This window comes from Streptomyces sp. CAI-85, from assembly GCF_013363615.1.
GTDB classification, from domain to species: Bacteria; Actinomycetota; Actinomycetes; order Streptomycetales; family Streptomycetaceae; genus Streptomyces; species Streptomyces antibioticus_B.
This window is the reverse complement of sequence record NZ_JAANNX010000010.1, coordinates 43,265-66,278: the sequence shown is the minus strand read 5'-3', so window position 1 is coordinate 66,278 and position 23,014 is coordinate 43,265. Positions and strand designations below refer to the sequence as shown.

The window sequence follows — 23,014 nt, the reverse complement described above, 5'->3', positions numbered from 1 at the left end:
CGGGCCGGGTCCACCCCGAGGTGGACGGGACGGGTGGACCCGGCCCGGCGGTCTCATGCGCCGACCGGGCGCCGTTTCAGCACCTCGTCGGCCAGTCCGTACGCCACCGCCTCCCGCGCGGTGAACACCTTGTCGCGGTCCATGTCCGCGCGCAGGGTGGCGATGTCGTGGCGGGTGTGCCGGGCGAGCACCTCCTCCACCTGGGCGCGGATCCGGATCATCTCCTGGGCCTGGAGCGCCAGGTCGGAGATCGTGCCCCGGCTGCCGCCGCTGGCCGGCTGCCCCAGCAGCACCCGGGCGTGCTCCAGCACGAACCGCCGCCCCGGGTCACCGCCCGCCAGCAGGACGGCCGCCGTGGACGCCGCCTGGCCGACACAGCAGGTCGACACGGGCGCCTGCACGAACGTCATCGTGTCGTAGATCGCCATCAGCGAGGTGAACGAGCCGCCGGGGGAGTTGAGGTAGATCGCGATCTCCTGGTCGGGCGCCTCCGACTCCAGATGGAGGAGTTGCGCGATGACGACATTGGCGACGCCGTCGTCGATCTCGGTGCCGATGAAGATGATCCGCTCCGACAGCAGCCGGCTGAACACGTCGTAGGACCGCTCGCCGCGCGGGGTGCGCTCGACGACGTTCGGAATCGTGTAGGTCCCCATGTCACAGCCCCGCCCGTCGTCGCGCGGAGGCCGGGCGGACGTCGGCGAGCGACTCCACCACCCGGTCCACCATGCCGTACTCCTTGGCCTCCTCGGCCGTGAACCAGCGGTCGCGGTCGCCGTCGCGGGAGACGGTCTCCGGGGAGCGGCCGGTGTGCTCGGCGGTGATCCGCTCGATGGTCCGCTTGGTGAACTCCAGGTTCTCCGCCTGGATCTCGATGTCCGCGGTGGTGCCGCCGATCCCGGCCGACGGCTGGTGCATCATGATCCGCGCGTTCGGCAGCGCGAACCGCTTGCCCGGCGTGCCGACGCAGAGCAGGAACTGCCCCATGCTGGCCGCGAACCCCATGGCGAGCGTCGAGACGTCGTTGGGGATCAGCCGCATGGTGTCGTAGATGGCCAGACCCGCGTGGACCGAGCCGCCCGGGCTGTTGATGTACAGGGCGATGTCGGTGCGCGGGTCCTCCGCCGACAGGATGAGCAACTGGGCGCAGACCCGGTTGGCGGAGACCTCGTCGACCTGGGTGCCGAGCAGGACGATGCGCTGGCCGAGCAGTTGGGCGGCGAGATGGTCGTCGAAGCGGGTGGGCGCGGTGTCGCCCTCCTCGGCCCGTGGGGCGAGCGGGGTCGTCGGGGTCATCGGAACTCCTCGTCGTCCGGGGAACGTCGTCGGATCCACTGTCGGCCCGGCGTGGCGTCCGAACGCCGTTTCTCTGCCCGCGGCAGATTCGCCACGGGCGAAGCGATGAGTTCCGCGCCGCCCCGGAGTCGACATTGACGACCGCATCGGACCGCATCGGCCCGCGTCCCGCGCACAGGAGGTACTCATGAGCACCGACGGATTCACCACGTGTCTCTGGTTCGACGGCCAGGCGGAGGAAGCCGCCCACCACTATGTGTCGATCTTCAAGAACTCCCGGATCGGGGACGTGACCCGCTACACCGAGGCCGGACCGGGACCCGCCGGCACCGTGCTCACCGTGGAGTTCACCGCGAACGGCCAGAAGTTCGTCGCGCTGAACGGCGGCCCCGAGTTCCGGTTCAACGAGGCGATCTCCTTCCAGATCGACTGCGCCGACCAGGCCGAGATCGACTTCTACTGGGACCGGCTCCTCGACGGCGGCGGCGAACCCGGCCCCTGCGGCTGGCTCAAGGACAAGTACGGCGTCTCCTGGCAGGTCGTCCCCACCGCGCTCATGGAGATGATCACCAGCGGCGAGCCGGAGAAGGGGGCCCGCGCCATGAAGGCCATGTTCGGCATGGGCAAGCTCGACCTGGCCGCCCTGCGGAGCGCCTACGACGGCTCCTGACCGCGGTGGTGCTCCCGCCTCGTGGGACGGGAGCACCACCCCGGACGCTCACCCGGCCCCTGGGGGCGCCGGCTGCCTCAGATCCGGTCCGCCGCGATCAGCAGATACTGGAAGCTGCCGTTCCGATACGCCGTCAGGAACGTTTCCTCGATGCCCGTGACGAGATGCGCGGCCTCGCTGCGCAGCTCCCAGTACGGGATCGTCGCCTCGGTGAGGTCCTCCACATGGACCGGCACCAGCCGGTTGCGGGCCATCGCCTTGAAGTACTCCGACCGTGGGTGGATGTCGCAGATGTAGTGGGCGTTGATCTGCGACACCTCCCGCGAGGCCCGCCCGTAGGTGTCGTTGTAGCAGCCGGTGACCACGACGTACCGCCCGCCGCGGCGCAGCAGCCGGGCGTGCTCGGCGAAGAGCAGGTCCAGCTCGACGTACATGCTCGACTCGTTGTTCCAGGACGCCGCGTACGCGCCCGTCTCCAGGCCGGTGTCCAGCATGTTGCGATGGTGGTAGCGCACCTTGCCGTCGATGCCCCGCTTGCGCGCCTGCTCATTGGCGAACGCGGCCTGCTTGGCGGAGATGGTCACCCCGTCGGCATGGCAGCCGTACCGCAGATGGGCCGTGACACTGCCGCCGCCGCGCCCGCAGCCGGCGTCGAAGACCCGGTCGTCCGGGGTGAGCGGGCCGAGCCGGGAGGCGAGCACCTCGGCCTGGGCGTGTTCGAGGCGGTGCAGTTCGGCGGTGACCCGCTCCTTGCGCAGACCGGGGTCGGGCTCGTCGAGCACCGTCCGGTCGGCGGCGCCGATGCCGTAGTGATGGTGGTACAGGTCGTCGATCCGGCCCAGTTCGAGGTTGACCGGGTTCTCCTCCGCGTTCCAGTAGTCCGCGACCCGGTTCTGGTAGACGGACTGGGTCGGCACCTGCACGGTCGCGGCGAGGGCGTCGGGGGTCAGGGTCAACGGTTGCTCCTTGCGTGTTCTGTGGGACATGTCGTCGGTGACGCGCTCGTCACCAGTAGTCGGGCAGGTGGTAGCGGTGGGTGTTGGTCGCGTGCCACTCGTGGTTGCCGGCCACCCAGTCCGACAGACCGCGCAGATAGCGCTCGACGAGCGGCGAGAGGGCGGCGAGGACGGCGGACTCCTCCTCGAACGCCGCCATGATCTGGTTGTGGATCTCCACCGACCGCAGATAGGCGGCCTTCAGACCGCACCGGTCGGCGGCCGCGACGACCTGCGGCAGATTCAGATGGGTGGGGTCGGACGCCAGCTCCTTGGTGAAGGAGTACAGGTCGTTGACGATCGTGGTGGCGTTGCAGGCGAGCGCCGTCACCCGCTGGATCTCCGGGCGGGCGTAGAGCTGCTCGGGCAGTTCGTAGCCGTCGACCGCGTCGACGATCGACAGACACGGCCGGAAGTTGTTGAACTGCCGCATCACCAGGTACTCCCAGATCCGCGGCACGTACCGGGTCTCGCTCCAGGCCGCCTCGGCGAGATAGCCGAGGTGCAGCCGGGCGATGTCGTGCACGAACCGGTCGGTCTGGCTGGGCGTGGCCAGCGCGGCGAAGTCCTTCAGCGCCCAGTGGTAGGAGCGCAGCGGGCCGTCGGCCTGCATGCCCCGCGCCCACTCCTCCTGGAACCCGGGCGGCCCCTGGTACGGGTCGAGCGCGGACTGCGCGAGGATCAGCCGGCCGCCGAGTCCGCTGCGGGACGCGCCCCGGCCCTCGTCCTCCTCGCAGTAGCAACTGTCGACCATGTTCTCGGCCAGCAGCAGTCTGCCCGCCGCCGTGAGCCGCTCCAGGTCGGCCGCGCCGGGATGCTGGAGCACCACGGCCCGCCCGAACTGGAACCCGGCGAAGTCGCCGTTCCACGCGGCCGGGAACAGATCGAGGCCGCGCGCCCACTCCTCCAGCCGGCGGTCCACCTCCGCGGCCTTCTCCGGGTCCGCCGGGGCGACCTCACGGTGGTGCAGCCCGGGGATCGCGCCGCCGCGCCGGACCCCGGCCCGGGCCTTGACGCTCGCGGCGAGATTCGGCGGGCCCGGCAGGGACGTCCTGCTCGTCGTGCCGTGCGTGGTCGTCGTGCCGTGGGTGGTTGTCGTGTCGTGCGTGGTCGTCGTGTCGTGCGCGGTCACGGGCGTCACTCGGCCGTCCGGCCGAGCTGGACGTTCTCCAGCACCCCGGCCGCGTCGGGCACCAGCAGCGCCAGCGAGTAGTACGCGGTGACCAGGTAGCGGACGATGGAGGTGCCGTCGATCCCCATGAAGCGCACGTTCAGACCCGGCTGGAACTCCTCCGGGATGCCCGTCTGGTACAGGCCGACGGCGCCCTGGGAACTCTCCCCGGTGCGCAGCGCGATGATGCTGGTGGTGTACCGCTCGCTGACCGGGATCTTGTTGCACGGGAAGATCGGCACCCCGCGCCAGGCGGGGATCTCGTGCCCCTCGACGTTCGCCGTGCCCGGTGTCAGACCGCGCCGGTTGCACTGCCGGAAGAACGCGGCGATCGCCTTCGGATGGGCCAGGAACAGCTTGGTCTTCCGCCGCATGGACAGCAGTTCGTCCATGTCGTCCGGGGTCGGCGGCCCGGTGAAGGTGCTCACCCGCTGGCCGTGGTCGATGTTGGGCAGCAGCCCGAACTCCCGGTTGTTCACCAGCTCCCACTCCTGGCGCTCCCGGATCTCCTCGACCGTCAGGCGCAGTTGCTGCTGGGTCTGGTTCATCGGGTCGTTGTAGAGGTCGGCCACCCGGGTGTGCACCTTCAGCACGGTCTGGGTCAGCGACAACTCGTACTCGCGCGGCGAGAGTTCGTAGTCGACGAAGCCCGCGCCGATGGTCGGCTCGCCCACATGGCCCGCCTGGAGCGGCAGTTCGGCCTCGCCCTTGCGGTTCATCGGCCGCCGCTGGCGCTCCGCGTACGCGGTCAGATGCGCGGCGAGGGAGGGCACCCGGCCGGCGAACGCGCGCAGTTCGTCCCAGGGCACCGCGAGCAGCACCCCCGCGGTCTCGGCGCGCACCGAGGTGAGCCAGAGCGGATCGTCCCGGCCGATCGCCTCCTCGCCCAACTGGTCGCCGCCGGAGACGACTCCGGTGATCGCCTCCTCGCCGTACGGTCCGCCGGTGAAGCGGGTGAACCGGCCGTGCACGACGAGATACGCCTCGGTCACCGGCCGGCCCGCCTCGGCGATCACCTGACCGGCCCGGACCTCCCGCGCCCGGAACCGCGAGGACAGTTCCGTGAGGGCCTCGTCGTCGGAGTAGCCGCGCAGGGCGGGCAGTTCGGTGAGGGTGCGCGGGACGACCCGGACGTCGTCCCCGCCGTTCTGCTCGAACTGCACCCGCCCCCGGCCGACCTTGAGCTGGAGCCGCCGGTTGACCCGGTACGTGCCGCCCTTGACGTCCACCCAGGGCAGCATGCGCAGCAGCCAGCGCGAGCTGATGGCCTGCATCTGGGGCTCGGACTTGTGCGTGGTGGCGAGCTGCCGGGCCGCCTGCGTGCCGAGGCTGGTGAGCTGTCCGCCGGCGGCGGTCTCGGGGGCGGGTTCGTCGAGGGCGGGACCGGTGGCGCTGTCCACTGTGGACACATTCCCTCCAGGAAGATCGGTTCGCTGATCCGCGGCATCAGCCAAACACCCTCCGTGACGGATGGGTACGGCGTGCGAGGGGCGGCTTCGTGCGCCGTGAGGTGCGGGTCCGGACCGACGGGGCGCAAGGTGCACCCTGGGCACAACCACGGCCGTCCCGTGCTTCCGCACGCCCGCGATCATGGGGCATGGCCCGGCGTTCACCTGTTCGGGGGAACGCGGCGTCGAAACCCGGACAGCACGTCCCGTGGTTCGGCGAGCGGCCCGACGGGCGGGTGACTAGCGTGAGGAACCGGACAGAGTCATATCAACGCAGTCATCTCAGCGGAAGGCGCGGTCATGGCCGTACAACCAGAGGGAACCCCTTGCTGGGCCGACGCGATGTTCAGCGACGTCGAGGGCGCCAAGAGCTTCTACGGCGACGTCCTGGGCTGGACCTTCGGTGAGTCGTCGTCGGAGTACGGCAACTACACCCAGGCGTACGCCGACGGAAAGGCGACCGCCGCCGTCGTCCCGCCGATGCCCGGGCAGGAGGGCCAGTCGCAGTGGTGTCTGTACTTCGCCTCCCCGGACGCCGCCGCGACCGCCGCGAAGATCCGCGCCGCCGGCGGCGAGGTGCTGATGGAGCCGATGCAGGTCGGCGACTTCGGCACGATGTGTCTGGGCCGTGAGCCCAGCGGCGCCGTCTTCGGCGTGTGGCAGGCCGGCACCCACGAGGGCTTCGAGACGGACCAGACCCCGGGCGGTTACGCCTGGGCGGAGGTCTTCACGCGTGAACCCGAGCGGGCGGACCGCTTCCTCACCACGGTCTTCCCCTACACGGCGCGGCAGATGGAGGACGACGCGATCGACTTCCGTCTCTTCGACGTCGGCGAGAACACCGTGCTGGGCCGGATGAAGATGACGGACGAGTTCCCGCCCGAGGTGCCGTCGTACGTCAACGTCTACTTCGCCGTCCCCGACTGCGACGACGCCGTGGCCAAGGCGACCAAGCTCGGCGCCGTCCTGCGGTTCGGGCCGATGTCCAGCCCCTTCGGCCGGTTCGCCGCCCTGACCGATCCGCAGGGCGCGAACTTCTCGGTGATCGACCTGACGACGACGGAGGGCGACCTCCCGGAGACGACACCCGTCTGAGACCGGAGCCCCCGCGCGGCCATGGCATGATCGTGCGCATGCGTGAACGTGTTGTGGCCGCGTGCGACGGGGCTTCCAAGGGAAACCCGGGACCGGCCGGCTGGGCGTGGGTGGTCGCCGACGACGCGGAGGCACCCGCCCGCTGGGAGGCGGGGCCGCTCGGCCGGGCCACCAACAACGTCGCCGAACTCACCGCCCTGGAACGCCTGCTGGCGGCGACCGACCCCGCCGTACCGCTCGAAGTGCGGATGGACTCCCAGTACGCCATGAAGGCCGTCACCACCTGGCTGCCCGGCTGGAAGCGCAACGGCTGGAAGACCTCCGGGGGCAAGCCCGTCGCCAACCAGGAGCTGGTGGTGCGGATCGACGAGCTGCTCGACGGCCGCTCGGTGGACTTCCGCTACGTCCCCGCCCACCAGGTCGACGGCGATCCGCTGAACGACTTCGCCGACCGGGCCGCGAGCCAGGCGGCCACCGTCCAGGAGACGGCGGGCAGCGAGCACGGCTCGCCCGCACCGCCGCCCTCGCCGGACACCCCGAAGCGGTCCACCCGCCCCTCCGGGGCCAAGGCGCCCCGGAAGAGCGGCGGTTCGTCGTCCCGCACGATCAAGGCCAAGTTCGCCGGGCGCTGTGTGTGCGGCCGCCCCTACGCGGCCGGCGAGCAGATCGCCAAGAACCCCCAGGGCTGGGGCCACCCGGAGTGCCGTACCGCGGACGCCTGATCAGACGTCGAAGGTGTAGTGCCGGGTGTGGTCGAGCAGGGCCGCCGGGGTGGTGTCGTTCCACGGCTTCATCGTCTCGTTGAGGTCGACGACGTTCGGCGTGCCGCCGCCCGGCAGATACGGGGACGAGGGGTGCCGCCGCTGCCACTCGGCCCACAGCTTGTCGATGTAGGCGTGGTGCAGCCAGAACACCGGGTCGTTGGGGGAGACCCCGGTCGCCATCTGGCCGCCCACCCAGACGTGCACGCGGTTGTGCAGATTGACCCCGCGCCACCCTTCGAGATGGTTGCGGAAACCGTCGGAGCCGCTGTTCCAGGGCGCCATGTCGTACGTCGCCATCGCCAGCACCGAGTCGACCTCGGCACGGGTGGGCAGTTCGCTCACGCCCGCGCCGAGCGCCCGCCGCAGGAAGGTGCGGCCGTCCACCCGCACGTTGATCGGCCAGTTGCCGGCCGACGCGGCGAACGGCCCGTCCATCACCTGGCCGTCCCGGCTGCGCCCGGTGCCGCCGAGGAAGTCCGGCGCCCACAGCGAGGACCGCGCGGAACGGTCGGCGGACCAGTCCCAGTACGGCAGCGCCACCGACGCGTCCACCGACTGGAGCGCCCGCTCGAACTCCAGCAGGAATCTGCGGTGCCAGGGCAGGAAGGACGGCGAACGGTGGCCGGTGCGCTCGCCGTTGTCGGTGTCGCCCAGGATGAACGCGTTGTGCGTGGTGACGAAGGAGTCGTAGCGGCCGGTGCGCTTGAGTTCGAGCAGGGCGGCGACGAAGCGGCGCTTCTCCTCGGCGGTCAGGGACGCCTGGTTCTTGCGGACGGTCATGTGCGGGTGCTCCAAAAGTGCGGGGGAGAAGGTCAGTTGGCGGGGAAGGGGAGGAGCCGGGCGCCCTGGAGCTCGTCGACCGCGGCGCGCGCGGCGGCCCGCGGGGTCTCCACCGGGTCGTAGTGGCTGACGACGCTGATCCACGAGCCGTCGGCGTTGCGCATCACATGCAGCTCGACGCCGTCCACGAACACGGCGTAACCGCCGCCGTGATGGCCGTCTCCGTGACTGTCACCGCCGTGACCGCCGCCGTGGTGGCCCCCGCCGTCGGTGACCGTCCGGCCCTGTATCCGGCGGCCCTTGTAGATCTCGTCGAAGGCGGCGGGGGCGCCGGACGCGGCCGGGGTCCCGGGGACCTCGGGGGTGTGGTGCCCCCGATCGTCCGCGCGGGCGGCGGGCAGGGCGACCAGCGGGACACCGGCGGCGACGACGGCGGCGGCGCCGAGCGCGCGACGACGGGTGAGTTCCGGCATGCGGGACCTCCTGGGGTGCGTGGGGTCGGGGTGCGTCGGGTTGACGACCCCGCATACCTATCGACCGCGGGAGAAGGGGAGAAATCGGCCCGGACCGGTTGGCCGCGATCCGGACAATTAATGATCTGTCGTGCAATGTTGAACAAAGATGATCTTGCTCGGGGCGGCCTCGCCCGACCGGCGGAAGGGGCAATTCCTTGCCGCGCGGACGCCCCTTCCGGTGGTCTTTCGCGCGGATGCGCCCCGCCGGTGGCGTGGCTCACGTGCGAAAACTGACGTGATCAAGGACCCGGGGCGCGTCGGCGGCACCGCCCGCACTGCTACCCTGCGTCGTCAATCCATCACGTCTGGTAACTCCTAGGGGTGTCCGTGAAGGTCGCCTGTGTCGGCGGCGGGCCCGCCGGCCTGTATCTCTCGATCCTGCTCAAGCTTCAGGACCCGTCCCACGACGTCACCGTCCACGAACGCGACCCGGAGGGCTCGACCTACGGCTGGGGCGTCACCTACTGGCAGGGACTCCTCGACCGCCTCCACGCCTACGACCCCGAGTCCGCCCGTGCCGTCGCCGAGCACTCCGTCCGCTGGAACCAAGGCGTCGCCCACGTACGGGACCTGGCGACCCGTCAGCCCGGCGACGAGGGGCACGGCATCGGCCGCCACAAGTTCCTCGAGATCCTCGCCGAGCGCGCCCGCGCCCTCGGCGTACGGCTGGAGTTCGAGCACGAGATCACCCCCGACGCCCTCCCGGACGCCGACCTGGTCGTGGCCGGCGACGGAGTCCACAGCGCCCTGCGCACCCGGCACGCCGACCGCTTCGGCGCCGAACTCCGGCCGGGCCGCAACTCCTACGTCTGGCTCGGCACCACCAAGGTCTTCGACTCCTTCACCTTCGCCTTCGTGGAGACCGGGCACGGCTGGGTCTGGTGCTACGGATACCCCTTCAGCGCCGAGCGCAGCACCTGCGTCATCGAGTGCGCCCCCGAGACCCGCGACGGGCTCGGCCTCGGCGAGGGGAGCGAGGTCGACGCGCTGGCCCATCTGGAGAAGCTTTTCGCGCACATCCTCGACGGCCACCCGCTCATCGGCCGCGCCCCGGCCGGCGGCCCCGCCCAGTGGCTGACCTTCCGCACCCTGACCAACCGGTCCTGGTACGACGGCAATCTCGTCCTGCTCGGCGACGCCGCCCACACCACCCACTACTCCATCGGCGCCGGCACCACCCTCGCCCTGGAGGACGCCATGGCCCTCGCCGACGCGCTGCGGGACTGCGCCGACCTGCCGCGGGCGCTCGCCCGCTACCAGCGCGAACGTCAGTCTGCCCTGCTCTCCCCGCAGAGCGCGGCCCGCTACAGCGCCCAGTGGTACGAGAACCTCACCCGCTACATCGACCTCCCGCCGGACCACATGTTCGCCCTGCTGGGCCAGCGTCACTCACCCCTGCTGCCCTACGTCCCGCCGCAGCTCTACTACCGGCTCGACCGGGCCGCCGGCCGCCTCGAGGCACTGCGCCGCCTCAAGCGCTGGCTGGGCCCGAAGATCGCCCGGAGCGCGCACACCCGGGTGCTGACCTCCCGCGAGTAGCGGAACCCCGCCGGGAGCCGTGCCGCGAGCCGTGCCAGGGGCCCCGCCCGGCCCCCGGTTGGGTGAATGGCCATTCACTGTTACGGTGAATCGCCATTCACCCTCATTTTCTTCCGTGCCGGCCGCAGGAGTCCCCCATGGCGTCGCCCGCTCCGATATCCGGCCCGGACCGGGGCACCACCGGCCTGCGGGCCCGGCTCACCGTCCCGGTCCTGGCCTACTGCGGCATCCTCATGGCCGTCATGCAGACGGTCGTCGTCCCGCTCCTGCCCGACCTGCCCCGGCTCACCGGCGCCTCCCCGGCCGCCGTCTCCTGGATGGTCACCGCCGCCCTGCTCTCCGGTGCCGTCCTCACCCCCGTCCTCGGCCGCGCCGGCGACATGTACGGCAAGCGCCGGGTCCTGCTGCTCTCGTTCGCCCTGATGACCGCGGGCTCGGTGGTCTGCGCCTCGACCTCACAGATCGGCGTGCTCATCGCCGCCCGCGCGCTCCAGGGCGCCGCCGTCTCCGTCGTCCCGCTCTCCATCAGCATCCTGCGCGACGAACTCCCCGCGGAACGGCGGGGGTCGGCGGTCGCGCTGATGAGTTCCACCGTCGGCATCGGCGCCGCGCTCGGACTTCCGGCGGCGGCCGTCGTCATCCAGTACGCGGACTGGCACACCATGTTCTGGGTGACGGCCGTCCTCGGCGCCACCGGGGTCGCGCTGGTCCGGTGGGCGGTGCCGGAGTCGCCCGTGCGCGAGCCCGGCCGGTTCGACGTGACCGGCGCGCTGGGCCTGGCCGCCGGACTGATCTGCCTGCTCCTCGCCGTGTCCCAGGGCGGTCAGTGGGGCTGGGGGAGCGCCCGGATCGTCGGCCTGCTGCTGGCCGCCGTCCTCGTGCTGGCCCTGTGGTGGTGGCAGCAACTGCGCGCCGAACGGCCCCTGGTGGACCTGCGGCTGGTGTCCCGGCCGCGCGTCGGCCTCGCCCATGTGGCCGCCCTGCTGACCGGCTTCGCCTTCTACGCCAACTCGCTGGTCACCGCGCAGCTCGTGCAGGCGCCGAAGGCCACCGGCTACGGGCTCGGGCTGTCCATCGTGCAGACCGGACTGTGCCTGCTGCCCGGCGGCGTCACCATGCTGCTGTTCTCCCCGCTCTCCGCCCGGATCTCGGCGGCCCGGGGCCCCAGGATCACGCTCGCCCTGGGCGCCGCCGTCATCGCCGCCGGGTACGCGGTGCGCATCGCCGACAGCCGCTCGCTGGCGATGATCATCGTGGGTGCGGCGGTCGTGGCCACCGGCACCACCCTCGCCTACTCGGCGCTGCCCGCGCTGGTCCTGCGCGCCGTCCCGGCCGGCCAGACCGCCTCCGCGAACGGCGTCAACGTCCTGATGCGCACCATCGGCCAGGCCGTCTCCAGCGCCGCCGTCGCGGCAGTCCTGGTCCACCACACCGTCCCGGTGGCCGGGGTCCCGGTGCCGACCCTGCACGGCTATCTGGTGGCCTTCGCCGTCGCGGCGGCCGTCGCCCTCGCCGCCTGCGCGGTGGCGCTCACCATCCCGGGCGACCCGGCACCGGGCACGGCGTCCGAGGCCGCGTCCGAGACGGCACCCGAGGCGGCGTCCGGGGTCCCGGCACGCGCCGCGGACGGCCCCCGGACGGTCAAGGGCGAGGCGATGGAGGGAGCATGAACCCCGTGAGCACCCCACCCCCACCGCCACCCCCGTCCGGCCCCGGCGCTTCCCCCGCACCCGGCCGCCGTGACGCCGAGGCCACCAAGGCCGCCATCCTGCGCGCCGCCCGCTACTTCCTCGCCCGCCACGCCCACGCCGACATCACCCTCAAGGCGGTCGCGGAGCGCGCCGGAGTGAGCGCGCCCCTGGTGCTGAAGTACTTCGGCAACAAGGACGCCCTGTTCGCCCGCGTGATGTCCTTCGAGGAGGACGCGGAGACGTTCCTCGACGCGCCCCTGGAGGACCTGGGCCGGCACATGGTCCGCCAGATCCTCACCGGGCAGCGCGAGCGCGGCGCCGACCCCGTGCTGCGGATCGCCTTCGCCCCCCTGCACGGCGACCACGGCGACGTCCTGCGCGCCAACTTCCGCGCCCAGGTCCTCGACCGCCTCGCCGCCCGGCTGCCCGGCCCCGACGCGGCCGTCCGCGCCGAACTCGCCCTGGCCACCGCCCTCGGCCTCAGCATGATGCTGGGCATCGCGCGCGGCCCGGAACTGCGCTCCCTGCCCGTCGAGGACGTCGTCGACCGCTACGGCCCCACGGTCCAGGCCCATCTGACCGGACCCGCCCGACCGGTGGGGACCTGACCGGACCCGCCGATTCCGCACCGGCCGCCGGCGGATGATTGACTGACGCCATGGACGAGCGCGAATTCCCCCGGTCAGGTCAGCACGCATCCGTCGTCGGTCTCGGCACCTGGCAACTGGGCGCCGACTGGGGCGACGTGGACGACAAGGAGGCCCTCGCCGTCCTGGAGGCGGCCGCCGAGTCGGGCGTCACCTTCTTCGACACCGCCGACGTCTACGGCGACGGACGCAGCGAGCAGACCATCGCCGCCTTCCTCGCGGGCCGGCCCGATCTGCACGTCCTGGTCGCCACCAAGATGGGCCGCCGCGTCGAGCAGATCCCCGAGAACTACGTCCTCGACAACTTCCGCGCCTGGAACGACCGCTCCCGCCGCAACCTCGGCGTCGACCGGATCGACCTGGTGCAGCTCCACTGCCCGCCCACCGCCGTCTACTCCCGCGACGAGGTGTACGACGCCCTCGACACCCTGGTCGAGGAGCAGCGCATCGCGCAGTACGGCGTGAGCGTCGAGACCTGCGCCGAGGCCCTCACCGCGATCGCCCGCCCGGGCGTCGCCAGCGTGCAGATCATCCTCAACCCGTTCCGGATGAAGCCCCTGTACGAGGTGCTCCCGGCGGCCCGGGAGGCCGGCGTCGGCATCATCGCCCGCGTCCCGCTCGCCTCCGGTCTGCTCTCGGGCAAGTACACCAAGGACACCGTCTTCCCCGAGAACGACCACCGCACCTACAACCGGCACGGCGAGTCCTTCGACCAGGGCGAGACCTTCTCCGGCGTGGACTACGCCACCGGTGTCGAGGCCGCCGTAGAGTTCGCCGCCCTCGCCCCCGAGGGGTATACCCCGGCCCAGCTCGCGCTGCGCTGGATCGTGCAGCAGCCCGGTGTGACCACCGTGATCCCGGGCGCCCGCTCGCCCGAGCAGGCCCGCGCCAACGCGGCCGCCGCCAAGCTGCCGCCGCTGTCCGAGGAGACCCTCGCGGCGGTCCGCGACCTCTACGACCGGCGCATCAAGGAGCGCGTCGAGGACCGCTGGTAGGGCCCACCGGGCGAACGGGCGGGCACAACAGTTTGAACGGCGTACGGCCCGGATACCCGGGCCGTATGGAGCAGGAGAGCCGAAGAACAGGCCGGGACGAGACCGAGGACGAGCGCGCCGACCGGATGTGGGGCGACCTCATCCAGGAGGTCCGCGTCGCCCAGACCGGCGTACAGATCCTCTTCGGCTTCCTGCTGACCGTCGTCTTCACCCCGCGGTTCACCACCCTGAGCGACACCGACGAGGCGATCTACATCGTCACCGTCGTCCTGGGGTCCGCCGCCACCGGCGCCCTGATCGGGCCGGTGGCGCTGCACCGCCTGGTGTCGGGGCGGCGGATGAAACCGCAGGCCGTGCAGTGGGCCTCCCGGCTGACCTTCGTCGGCCTGGTGCTGCTCCTCGCCACCATGACGGCGGCCCTCCTGCTGGTCCTGCGCGTCGCGACCCACGACGACTACGTGCCCTGGCTCGTGACGGGCGTGGTCCTCTGGTACGTGCTGTGCTGGTTCGCGCTGCCCCTGTGGACGCGCTCCCGCTACACGACGCGGTAGCCGGTCACCGGTCCTGCCGCAGGGCGGCCAACTGCCGGTCGTGCCACCGCCCGAGGACCAGGACGGACACCGTCGCGCCGATCAGCGCGCAGAACATGTCCCACTGGGTGTCCCACACATCGCCCTGGGTGGCGAGGAAGGCGTCGGCCGCCTGACCGCCGATCACCGCCGCCGCCCACTCGAACATCTCGAACACCGCGCTGAACGCGAGGCACGCGCACACCGTCAGCGGCGCCAGCCAGCGGCTGCCGCGCAGCGGGGACGTACGGCTGAGCAGCTCCCGTACCAGGATCGCCGGTACGAACCCCTGCATGAGGTGGCCGAACCGGTCGTACGGATTGCGGTCGAGGCCGAACCAGTCCCGCACCCAGTCGCCGAGCGGCACGCGCGCGTACGTGTAGTGGCCGCCCAGCGCCAGCACCAGCGCGTGCACCGCGAGCAGTACGCACAGCAGGCCGGTGAGCGGGAACCGCCGCCAGGTCAGCACGATCACCGGCAGCCCCACGAGGACCCACACCGTCTCCAGCAGCCAGGTGGTGGGGTCGTGGGGCCGCCAGGCCGACAGCGCCAGGCCCGCGACCACCAGCCCGGCACACAGGACGGGCAGCGTCCGGCGGGACGCGGGCACCGCGGCGGACGGGCCCGCGGAGGGACCGGTGGAGACGTCGGCGGACGGACCGGCAGCGGACATCGGGCGCTCCTCGGAGAAAGGGACGGTGTGGAGCACCCATGGTGGGGCCGGCCGCCGGACGGCGGCATGAGTACCGCTACTCAGCTCCCCCTGAGGTGCCGCGGGCCCCGCGCAGGGCCGTGATGCAGCTCCCGATCGCCTGCTGGAGTTCCTCCAACTGCTGGACCATGTCGTCCTCGTAGAACTCCTGGGCGTCGTCGAAGGTCAGCTCCTCGAAGACCTTCGTCGCCCGCTGGAGGCTGCTGTAGAACTTGGTGCGCCGCTCCTGGACCCGCAGTTCGGGATCGGCCTCCACGGTCTCCAGGACGAGGCTCTTCATCGTGTCGTACGCCTCGCTCGCCCACTCGCCGGCGTCCTCGTGCTCGTCCAGCTCGTCGATCAGCGACAGATGCCGCTCGGCCTCCTGACGCAGCTCGGCGGGGGCGTCGATCGTCTGCCCCGCCGGGGTCTTGACCTGCCCGGACTCGGCGATCTGACGGACGTACCCGATCCGGTCGGCCGAGCGGCTCTCGGTGGCGACGGCCTTCTTCAGGTCGTCGGTGCGCACCACGTCCCGGGCCAGCTCGGCCTGAAGGTCGGGGTCCTCGCGGACCCGGTCCAGGAGGGCGGCGCGGGCCGCGCGGGCGGTGGAGGGATCGGCGAGGATCGCGGCGCGCAGGGCGGTGGGGTTCTCCGCGACCTCCAGGGCCTTCGTCGGGCGGATGCCCTCCGCCTCGGCGGCCTCGGCGATCGCCGTGCCGCGCTCGGACGTGGCGCTGGAGCGGGAGACGTAGTAGGTCAACCACACGTCGGCGTCCGGCAGTTCGACCTCCTGGCCGGGCGCCAGCTCCTCGAAGTGCGGGACGAGACCGTCGTCGGCCGCCCGGTCCCACGCCTTGTAGTACCGCAGCACGCGCTCGGGCGAGCAGCCGGCCAGTTCCGCGAACTCCTTCGCCGACACCTTCGGGGTGTCGTCCGCGCTCTGCCCGCCCGGCCGGACGCTGCGGGCCACCAGCAGCCCGAAGGCCCAGCCGCCGGTGCGGGCGTACACCCCGAACTCCCGCGCGTCCCGCGCGACCAGATCCGACAGGGCCGACGGTGCCGAGGGCGCCGAGGATTCCGACGGGGGCGCGGGGGGCGTCTCGGGACGGTCGATCGCCAGGGTCACGGCTGACTCTCCTCGGAGGGTGGGGACACGCGGACGTGCGGACCGCAGCAGCCTATATGCACCATTGGCACGGCTTTGACGCACCTCACGCCGATGAGCCCGTCCCCGGCCGGAACGTGCGCAGGAAGGTGTCCAGGGCCTGGCGGTTGGCCTTCTTGTCCCAGTCCGCGGACGGGGTCGTCCAGCGCAGCGAGAAGCCGCGCGTCCCGCCGAGCAGGAACCCCCGGCCGAAGGTGCGGACCGGGGCGCCGTCGACGTCGACGACCCACTCCATGTCGGCCGCCTTGTACCCCTGGTACGTCGTGGCCTCGATCGCGCCGATCCGCCGGTAGCCCTCCTGCTCGCTCAGCCCCGGTTCCACGTCCTCGCGCCAGACGGCGACCGGGTCAGGACCCACCCGCTCGGTGTAGGTCACGGCGAGGGTGCGCGGATCGCCGTCCGCCCCGAACGTGACCCGGTAGGCGTTGTCCGCGTCGGTCGCCGTGTCCAGCCGCTTCCAGCCGGCGGGCAGGGCCACGGAGAAGCCCTCGGGGGCGCGGAAGACACGGAAACCGGCCGGCAGACCGCCGCCGGAGGGCGAGGCCGAGGGGGAGGACGGGGTGGGGGAGGGCTTCGGCGGGGTGACCGGCGCGGAGGGCGAGGGCGAGACGCCGGCCGTCGGTGTGGCTCTGTCGCCGATGTCGCCCGGGTCCTCCCCGGGGGCCGGGGCCGTCGCCGGGGCGGTGGCCGCCCCGCCCTCCGCCGCCGTCTCCTCGGTGCCCGGCAACTGGTGGGCGACGGCCAGCGCGGCGACCGCGACCGTGACGACCGCGAGCGCCGTCCCGACGGCCATCGCCCGCCCGGTCCAGTGCGGGCCCGCGTTGCGGACGGTGGTGTAGGCGCGCCGCAGCCGGGGCGGCGGCGGGACGGGCTGCGGGTCCTCGTCCAGCACCCGGGTGAGGGACTGGCGCAGGGCGGCCCGGGTCATCCGCTCCCGGGAGTCCTTGCGCAGCAGGCCCAGCAGGGCCGGGGTGAGCGCCCCGGCCCGCACCGGGGTGCGCAGCGGCAGCCGGTCCACGCTCTTGAGGGTGGCCTCGGGCCGGTCCCGGTCCCGGTACGGGGGCCGCCCCTCGGCCATCGAGTAGAGGATCGCGCCCAGTGCCCACAGATCCGCCGCCGGGCCGATCCGCTCGTCCCTGGCCTGTTCGGGCGAGGCGTACGCCGGTGCCGCGAGCCGGGGCACGAGCGTGGCGCCGGCCAGCCCGAACCCGGTGACCACCACCGGCCCCTTGGCCCGGACGAACACCTGGGCGGGGCTGAGTTCGCCGTGGGTGATGCCCTCGCCGTGCGCGGCCTCCAGGACGTCGAGCAACTGGAGCCCGACCGTCGCCGTCCGGGCCGCACCGAACGAGCCCTTCCGTTCCAGGAGTTGCCCGAGCGGCAGCCCGTCGATCCACTCGGTGACGGTCCACAGCCACCCCGCCTCGGCGAGGGCGTCGACGACCCCGGCGATCCGGCCGGGGCAGAGCCGGGCCATCGTCGCCGACATGTGGAGGACCCGTTCGGCCGCCCGGCAGGCCACGTCCTCGCCGAGGTCCGGGGGCAGACCGATCCGGGTGACCAGGCACGGGCGGCCCGTCTCCAGGTCCTCCCCGTACCAGCCGACGCGATTGGTCTCCCGGTGGACCACATCGAGGAGCCGGTACCTGCCGGCGACGGCTTCGTGCGTGGAGACGTGCGCCTTGACCATGGTCATCCCTCGCTGAACCCCCGGAGCTCTCCCTTTCCCAGGAGTACGGGGGGTGCGCGGGCCTGCGTTCAATGCGACCGCGACTCCGCCATGATTTCTGTCTTTCATTCAAGACCGAAGGTCAAGCGGAGGTCAAAGAGTCAACCTTTGAGCCGGTCAACGGCCCTGGCATAGCGACGGGGAATGAAATTGCCGTGACCGCGGAAAGGCCCTCGGCGGACACAGGGGACATTCCCCTTTTCGACGCGGTGTCTTATACCCCGTCACAGCTCCCGGTGTACGGCGAACCCGACCAGGGACCGCAGGTCGCGTACGGCACCGGCGGCGAGCGGCACCTCGGCCAGCGCCTCCTCGGCCGCGCCGACGAGCCGGTCCGCCTCGGCGAGCGCCGCCGCCCGGCCCCCGGCCTCCTCGACCAGTGCCGCCGCCTCGGCCGGATCGCCGCCCCGGTCGAGCAGCACGGCCAGCCGGTGCGCCGCCGGGGCCGGCGAGGCGAGCGCGGCCAGCACCGGGAAGGTCTTCTTCCGCTCGCGCAGATCGGCGTGCACGGCCTTGCCGGTGACCGAGGGGTCGCCCCAGATGCCCAGCACGTCGTCGACCACCTGGAAGGCCACCCCGAGCCGCCGCCCCGCCCGGTCCAGCGCGGCCACCGCGGCGGGCGGCGCGCCCGCGAGGAGGGCGCCCAGCGCCGCCGAACAGCCCAGCAGCGCACCGGTCTTGCCCTCGGCCATCGCCCGGTACGCCTCCGGGGACACCCGCCCGGGACCCGCCCAGGGCCGGCCGGCGAACAGCAGATCGTCGGCCTGCCCGCGCACCAGATCGCCCAGCGCCCCGGACAGCAGCCGTACGGCGGCCGGGCCCGCGGGCGGCGGCTGGACGGCGAGGGTCTCCACCGCGAGCGCGAACAGCGCGTCCCCCGCCAGCACCGCGGGTCCCGTGCCGTACGCCTTCCACACCGTGGGGCGGCCGCGCCGGGTGGTGTCGCCGTCCATGACGTCGTCGTGCAACAGCGAGAAGGCGTGCACCAGTTCCACGGCGACCGCGGCCGGCACCCCGGCCCGCGCGGGCGCCCCGACGGCCTCCGCGCCGAGCACCGCGAGCGCCTGCCGCACCCCCTTGCCGCCGGAACCGGCGGCGGGCGCCCCGCCCGCCTCGCACCAGCCGAAGGAGTAGGCGGCCATCTCCCCGACCCATGGATGCAGCCGCCCCACCGCCTCCGCCAGCGCGGGGCGCACCAACGCCCGGCAACGGGTCAGCAGTCGGAGTGCGTCCGGTGCCGCCTCCGTGGTGGTTCCGGCCGCGCGCACCGGCGCGTCGAGCGGGGTCACCGGGTGGCCCCGGCCGGCTCGACGCCCAGCTCCGCCTGGGCCCGGCTCACCATCTCGCGGGCGTGCCGCAGCCCTATCCGCTCCAACACCCCGGCCAGGTCGTCGAGTTCGGCGGCCGTCTCGGTGCGGTCGCGGCCCAGCCGGGCCAGGGACTTGGCGAGCCCGAGCCGGGAGAGGGCCTCGCCGCGCGGCTCCCGCATGGCACGGAACTCGTCGAGCGCCTGCTCGTACAGCGCCCGCGCCTCGGGGTAACGCCCGGCGCGGTAGAAGACGTTGCCGCGCATCTTGTGGTTGTAGGCCAGCGCGCCCGACAGCTTCATCGCACGGCAGGTCTCCTCCGCCTCCGACAGCAGGGCGAGGGCCCGCTCGGTGTCGCCGTCGCGCACCGAGACGATGTCCGCGAGGCCGCGCAGCGCCCACGCGTGCCCGCGCCGGTCCTCGGCGCCCGCGGCGATCTCCGCCGCCTCCTCGAACAGCGCGAACGCGGTGTCGTAGGAACCGGAGTTGCGGTGGATCTGCGCGATGCCCTCCAGCGCCCACACCGTGTGCCGGGCCTCGCCGCGCCGGCGTGCCTCGGCGAGCAGTTGCTCGTGCAGACGCGCGACCGCCTCGTAGTCGCCCTGGATCCGCCCGGTCTCGGCGAGCCCGGCCAGCGAGTAGCCCCGTACGACGATGTCGCCGCCGTGCTCGCCGAGTTCGGCCGCGAGGCCCAGCAGCCGCCGGGCCAGCGGGAACGCGCCGCGCTGCCGGGCCAGGGTGCCGCCGCTCCACAGCGCCCACGCCATCGCCGCGAGATCGTCCGCGTCCCGTGCCGCCCGGTAGCTCGCCTTCCACGCGCGGTCCGCCTCCCGGACCTGGCCGAGCCGCCGGTGCGCCTCGGCGACCGCGAGCCCGGAGCGGGCCGCCTCGCCGTGCTCCCCGGCCTCCTCGGCGGCACGCAACTGCTCGGCGCCGGCGGCCAGGACGTCGGTGAGGGAGGAGTTCACGGACAGGGTGGTGAGGGCGCCCTGGTACTCCGGGGCGAAAGCCTTGCCGTACATGGATTCCTTTCGGCTTCCATGTATACACTCTGTGTATACATGACGCGCATAGTGCCTGCTTGCCGATCAAGACGCGGGTCCCGGGGCCGGGGTTGCCTGTGAGGCGCAGATCACTTCCGGGTCAACGGGCCTCAGGCGCCGAAGAGTTGAGTCCAGTAGGTACCGGAGGGGCCGCCGCCCGCGAAGCCGGCACCGATGTGTGTGAAGGCCGGCTTGAGGATGTTCGCGCGGTGTCCTGGGCTGTTCATCCAGCCCTCCACCACCTCGGCGGCGGTGCGCTGACCGCAGGCGATGTTCTCCCCGACGGTCCGCAGCGGCGACCCCGCGGCGGCCGCCCGGTCCCAGGGCTGACCGCCCTCGGGCGAGGTGTGGGAGTAGAAGCGGCGCGCCACCATGTCCGCGCAGTGCGCCTGGGCGGCGGCGGTGAGCCGGGCGTCGGCCGTGAGCGGACGCAGTCCCGCCGCCGCCCGCTCGCGGTTGGTGAGCGCGACCACGTCGGCCGCGGTCCTGGCCAGCCCGTCCGCCGTGAACGGGCTCGCCCAGACGGCCGTCCAGTAGATGTCGCCCCGCCGGTCCGCGGCACGGCCCAGGGCGGCGTGGACGAACGCCGGGTCGTGCAGGGTGCGGCGGGCCTGCCCGGTGCGCAGACAGGAGGCGACGAACTCCTCGGGGGTGCGCGGTCCGGAGACCAGGTGCTCGCCCACGGCCAGGAACGCGTATCCGGCCGAGGCGATGCGCTGGTGCAGCGAGACGCCGTCCCGGTCCTGTGCGCCGAGCCGTCCGGCGTCGGCCATCCGCGCCGCGTGCTCCCGCGCCGCCGAGGCCAGCCGGGCGTCGAACGCGACGGGCCCCGCGCCGGCGGCGGCGCGGGCGGGGTTGACGAGGGCGAGGAAGCCGTCGGGGTCGGATGCCGTGCCGACGGGTGCGATGTCGGCAGGCGCCGTGTCCTCCAGGACGTCCACCCCGAAGTCCCGGGCCAGGCCCGCCAGTCCCTCCGCGTACCCCTGGCCGAGGGCTCGCAGCTTCCAGACCCCGGCGCGCCGGTAGACCTCCGCGAGCAGCAGGACCGTCTCCTGCCGGGGGCGCGCCGGCGCGAAGCGGGCGAGCGGGCGGCCGCGCGCGTCGGTGACCTGGAGCACGGGCGCGGGCAGCCGGACCAGGGGAGTGCCCGGCTCGGCGGCGCCGACGACCACGGTGACCCGCGTGGCCCCGGCGCGCAGCCGGCCGGGGTCCAGGGTGAGCGTGTCGCCGTTCAGCCGGGCGCCCGGTGCCGACGGCTGGTTGTAGAACACGAAGTCGGAGTCCCCCCGCACCCGGCCGCCGTCGTCGGTGACGAGCGCGCACACGTCGAAGGGGCCGGGGACCCGGATCGTCAGGGTGCCGCTCGGCAGGGGCAGATTGCCGCCGGGGACCAACTCGCTCACCCCACGACAACGCGCACCGGCGCCCCCGGGGTTCCCGGCCGGGCCGAGGGCTCCGTCAGTGCCGGACCAGGTCCGGGGCGCCGTCCTCGGAGTGCTCGTAGGGTGCCCTGATTTCACGGGTGCTCGTGGTCCTGCCGCAGAACGCCGACTCCAGGGTGCGCAGCATCGTGTTGTGCACGGTGCCGTTGTTGGAGGCGTTGGCCAGTGCGGTCAGGGTGCGCTTGCCGTCCTGCGTGGTGAACGCGTAGGTGTAGTAGCCCTGGACGGCGCCCGTGTGGCCGTACACCGACACGCCGCAGGACAGGTCGCGGCGGCGCAGTCCCAGGCCGTACGCCTGCTGGGTGCCCGCCGGGACCCAGCGCCGCATCTGGGCCAGCGCGCCGGCGGAGGTGAGCTTGCCGCGCGTCAGCGCCGAGAGGAAGACGCCGAGGTCCCGGGTGCTGGAGACCAGCGCGCCCGCGCTCTGCGCCCAGGAGGCGGTCTGCCGGGTGGCGTCGACCAGGGCGGCGCCCCGGGTGTCGGGGGTGAGATAGCCGCGGGCGAACCGGCCCGGGATCGCGGTGTCCGGGTGGACGTAGAAGGTGTCGCGCAGCTTCAGCGGCTCGATGATGCGGCGCCGGTACTCCGCGCCCACGCCGCGGCCCGTCAGCTTCTCGATGAGCAGCCCGGCCACGACGAAGTTGGTGTTGGAGTAGGAGTAGGCGCCGCCGGGCGCGGTCGTGCGCGGTCGGCTCAGCGAACGGGCCACCAACTGGCGGTAGGTGAACACCTTGGTGCGGACCGCCTCGAAGCCGGACACGGACGACGCGAACATGTCGTTGCTGTAGTCGTACAGCCCGCTGCGGTGGCTCAGCACATGGCGGACCGTGATCCGGTCGTCGGGCAGCAGCCCCGGCAGATAGCGGTTCACCGGCGCGTCCAGGACGAGCTTGCCCTCGTCGACGAGTTGGAGCAGCACGACGGCGGAGAACGTCTTGGTGACACTGCCGATGCGGAACCGGTCCTTGTTGCTCAGCGCCTGCCCGGTCCGCCGGTCGGAGGTGCCCACGGTGAGGTGGTGCAGGGTGCCGTGGTCGTCCAGCCGCGCCATCGCACCGGGCGCGCCCTGGCTCACCGCCGTGCGCAGCACCCCCTTCAGCCCGGTGACATCGGGCTTCGGCGGCGCGACGGCACCGACGGGTGCGACGGCCTCGGCGGGTGCGACGGCTTCGGTGGGGGCGAAGGTGGCGCCGCGCTCGTCGGGCGCGGTGGCCGTCGGAGGCGGTGGCGCCGTCTGCGCGGCCGCCGGGAGCGGCAGCAGGGCCAGCAGCGTCGCGCCCGCGCCGACGGCCGTCGCGGCCCGGAGCCACCGGGGCCGGGAGGGTGTCGAGCGTCTCGGCCGGTCGGGCGGCGCTGCGAGATCGGTCACATTCACGCGAGGCAACCTACTTCCGTCACGTCACATCTCCACGAGCGACGCACAGTTGGACGCCCTGCGGCCACCGTGCGTCGAGGACGT

At 72.8% G+C, this 23,014-nt stretch carries 22 protein-coding genes; 8 read left to right on the top strand and 14 right to left on the bottom strand.

Features of this window, described 5'->3' with window-relative positions; translation table 11 throughout:
- Nucleotides 1-53 precede the first annotated feature (53 nt).
- Both G6W55_RS15020 and G6W55_RS15015 read right to left on the bottom strand, forming a co-directional pair.
- A complete protein-coding gene (locus tag G6W55_RS15020; RefSeq protein WP_175521330.1) occupies nucleotides 54-656 on the bottom strand; it encodes a ClpP family protease in 603 nt (200 codons plus the stop codon).
- A gap of 1 nt (nucleotide 657) precedes the next feature.
- Nucleotides 658-1,296, bottom strand: coding sequence for an ATP-dependent Clp protease proteolytic subunit (locus G6W55_RS15015; protein ID WP_175521329.1), 639 nt, complete (start codon nucleotides 1,294-1,296; stop codon nucleotides 658-660).
- 187 nt (nucleotides 1,297-1,483) lie between these two features.
- On the opposite strand from G6W55_RS15015, the gene G6W55_RS15010 reads away from it, so the two are divergent.
- Nucleotides 1,484-1,966, top strand: coding sequence for a VOC family protein (locus tag G6W55_RS15010; protein WP_175521328.1), 483 nt, complete (start codon nucleotides 1,484-1,486; stop codon nucleotides 1,964-1,966).
- 77 nt (nucleotides 1,967-2,043) lie between these two features.
- Here the strand turns inward: G6W55_RS15010 and G6W55_RS15005 are convergent, their stop codons facing one another.
- Genes G6W55_RS15005 through G6W55_RS14995 form a run of 3 tightly spaced genes read right to left on the bottom strand, consistent with a single transcriptional unit; the run spans nucleotide 2,044 to nucleotide 5,541 of the window.
- On the bottom strand, nucleotides 2,044-2,922 hold the full coding sequence (locus G6W55_RS15005) for a geranyl diphosphate 2-C-methyltransferase (protein WP_244368343.1): 879 nt from the start codon (nucleotides 2,920-2,922) through the stop codon (nucleotides 2,044-2,046).
- A gap of 49 nt (nucleotides 2,923-2,971) precedes the next feature.
- Entirely contained in the window at nucleotides 2,972-4,093 is a 1,122-nt protein-coding gene (locus tag G6W55_RS15000; RefSeq protein ID WP_375372451.1) for a family 2 encapsulin nanocompartment cargo protein terpene cyclase, read from the bottom strand.
- A 5-nt stretch (nucleotides 4,094-4,098) separates the two neighbouring features.
- Nucleotides 4,099-5,541, bottom strand: coding sequence for a family 2B encapsulin nanocompartment shell protein (locus tag G6W55_RS14995; RefSeq protein ID WP_175521326.1), 1,443 nt, complete (start codon nucleotides 5,539-5,541; stop codon nucleotides 4,099-4,101).
- 339 nt (nucleotides 5,542-5,880) lie between these two features.
- Here G6W55_RS14995 and G6W55_RS14990 point away from each other — a divergent pair, with 339 nt between their 5' ends.
- Entirely contained in the window at nucleotides 5,881-6,675 is a 795-nt protein-coding gene (locus tag G6W55_RS14990; protein ID WP_175521325.1) for a VOC family protein, read from the top strand.
- 26 nt (nucleotides 6,676-6,701) lie between these two features.
- Complete coding sequence (locus G6W55_RS14985; protein WP_175521324.1) at nucleotides 6,702-7,397, top strand: ribonuclease H; 696 nt, start codon at nucleotides 6,702-6,704, stop codon at nucleotides 7,395-7,397.
- Here G6W55_RS14985 and G6W55_RS14980 read toward each other — a convergent pair whose 3' ends face one another.
- Together G6W55_RS14980 and G6W55_RS14975 are read right to left on the bottom strand one after the other, a co-directional pair.
- Entirely contained in the window at nucleotides 7,398-8,219 is an 822-nt protein-coding gene (locus tag G6W55_RS14980) for a tyrosinase family protein (protein WP_175521323.1), read from the bottom strand.
- Nucleotides 8,220-8,251: 32 nt separating this feature from the next.
- The gene (locus tag G6W55_RS14975; RefSeq protein WP_175521322.1) at nucleotides 8,252-8,692 is read right to left on the bottom strand and encodes a tyrosinase cofactor; all 441 of its coding nucleotides are present in this window, start codon (nucleotides 8,690-8,692) and stop codon (nucleotides 8,252-8,254) included.
- Nucleotides 8,693-9,061: 369 nt separating this feature from the next.
- Here G6W55_RS14975 and G6W55_RS14970 point away from each other — a divergent pair, with 369 nt between their 5' ends.
- The 5 genes from G6W55_RS14970 to G6W55_RS14950 all read left to right on the top strand — a co-directional run bounded on the left by G6W55_RS14970 (nucleotide 9,062) and on the right by G6W55_RS14950 (nucleotide 14,157).
- Nucleotides 9,062-10,273 (top strand): FAD-dependent monooxygenase, encoded by a 1,212-nt coding sequence (locus G6W55_RS14970; protein ID WP_175521428.1) that lies wholly within the window; start codon nucleotides 9,062-9,064, stop codon nucleotides 10,271-10,273.
- 137 nt (nucleotides 10,274-10,410) lie between these two features.
- Nucleotides 10,411-11,943 (top strand): MFS transporter, encoded by a 1,533-nt coding sequence (locus G6W55_RS14965; protein WP_175521321.1) that lies wholly within the window; start codon nucleotides 10,411-10,413, stop codon nucleotides 11,941-11,943.
- A complete protein-coding gene (locus G6W55_RS14960) occupies nucleotides 11,940-12,572 on the top strand; it encodes a TetR family transcriptional regulator (RefSeq protein ID WP_175521320.1) in 633 nt (210 codons plus the stop codon). The genes G6W55_RS14965 and G6W55_RS14960 overlap by 4 nt, the downstream gene beginning before the upstream one ends.
- A gap of 50 nt (nucleotides 12,573-12,622) precedes the next feature.
- Nucleotides 12,623-13,606 (top strand): aldo/keto reductase, encoded by a 984-nt coding sequence (locus tag G6W55_RS14955; RefSeq protein ID WP_175521319.1) that lies wholly within the window; start codon nucleotides 12,623-12,625, stop codon nucleotides 13,604-13,606.
- A 65-nt stretch (nucleotides 13,607-13,671) separates the two neighbouring features.
- Nucleotides 13,672-14,157, top strand: a complete 486-nt coding sequence (locus G6W55_RS14950) for a DUF6328 family protein (protein ID WP_175521318.1) — start codon at nucleotides 13,672-13,674, stop codon at nucleotides 14,155-14,157.
- 4 nt (nucleotides 14,158-14,161) lie between these two features.
- On the opposite strand, the gene G6W55_RS14945 is transcribed toward G6W55_RS14950, so the two are convergent.
- From G6W55_RS14945 to G6W55_RS14915, 7 genes are all read right to left on the bottom strand, one after another.
- Nucleotides 14,162-14,848, bottom strand: coding sequence for a DUF2238 domain-containing protein (locus G6W55_RS14945; protein WP_175521317.1), 687 nt, complete (start codon nucleotides 14,846-14,848; stop codon nucleotides 14,162-14,164).
- A gap of 76 nt (nucleotides 14,849-14,924) precedes the next feature.
- Nucleotides 14,925-15,995 carry a hypothetical protein gene (locus G6W55_RS14940; protein WP_175521316.1) on the bottom strand — a complete coding sequence of 357 codons (1,071 nt, stop codon included), beginning with the start codon at nucleotides 15,993-15,995 and terminating at the stop codon, nucleotides 14,925-14,927.
- Nucleotides 15,996-16,080: 85 nt separating this feature from the next.
- Complete coding sequence (locus G6W55_RS14935; protein WP_175521315.1) at nucleotides 16,081-17,730, bottom strand: serine/threonine-protein kinase; 1,650 nt, start codon at nucleotides 17,728-17,730, stop codon at nucleotides 16,081-16,083.
- A gap of 257 nt (nucleotides 17,731-17,987) precedes the next feature.
- Complete coding sequence (locus G6W55_RS14930; RefSeq protein ID WP_375372450.1) at nucleotides 17,988-19,052, bottom strand: polyprenyl synthetase family protein; 1,065 nt, start codon at nucleotides 19,050-19,052, stop codon at nucleotides 17,988-17,990.
- Nucleotides 19,049-20,092 carry a tetratricopeptide repeat protein gene (locus tag G6W55_RS14925; RefSeq protein ID WP_175521314.1) on the bottom strand — a complete coding sequence of 348 codons (1,044 nt, stop codon included), beginning with the start codon at nucleotides 20,090-20,092 and terminating at the stop codon, nucleotides 19,049-19,051. The genes G6W55_RS14930 and G6W55_RS14925 overlap by 4 nt, the downstream gene beginning before the upstream one ends.
- A gap of 131 nt (nucleotides 20,093-20,223) precedes the next feature.
- Nucleotides 20,224-21,516: a CAP domain-containing protein gene (locus G6W55_RS14920; protein WP_175521313.1), complete on the bottom strand. Its 1,293-nt coding sequence runs from the start codon at nucleotides 21,514-21,516 to the stop codon at nucleotides 20,224-20,226.
- 55 nt (nucleotides 21,517-21,571) lie between these two features.
- The gene (locus tag G6W55_RS14915; RefSeq protein ID WP_309243719.1) at nucleotides 21,572-22,924 is read right to left on the bottom strand and encodes a serine hydrolase domain-containing protein; all 1,353 of its coding nucleotides are present in this window, start codon (nucleotides 22,922-22,924) and stop codon (nucleotides 21,572-21,574) included.
- Between the last annotated feature and the right edge of the window lie 90 nt (nucleotides 22,925-23,014).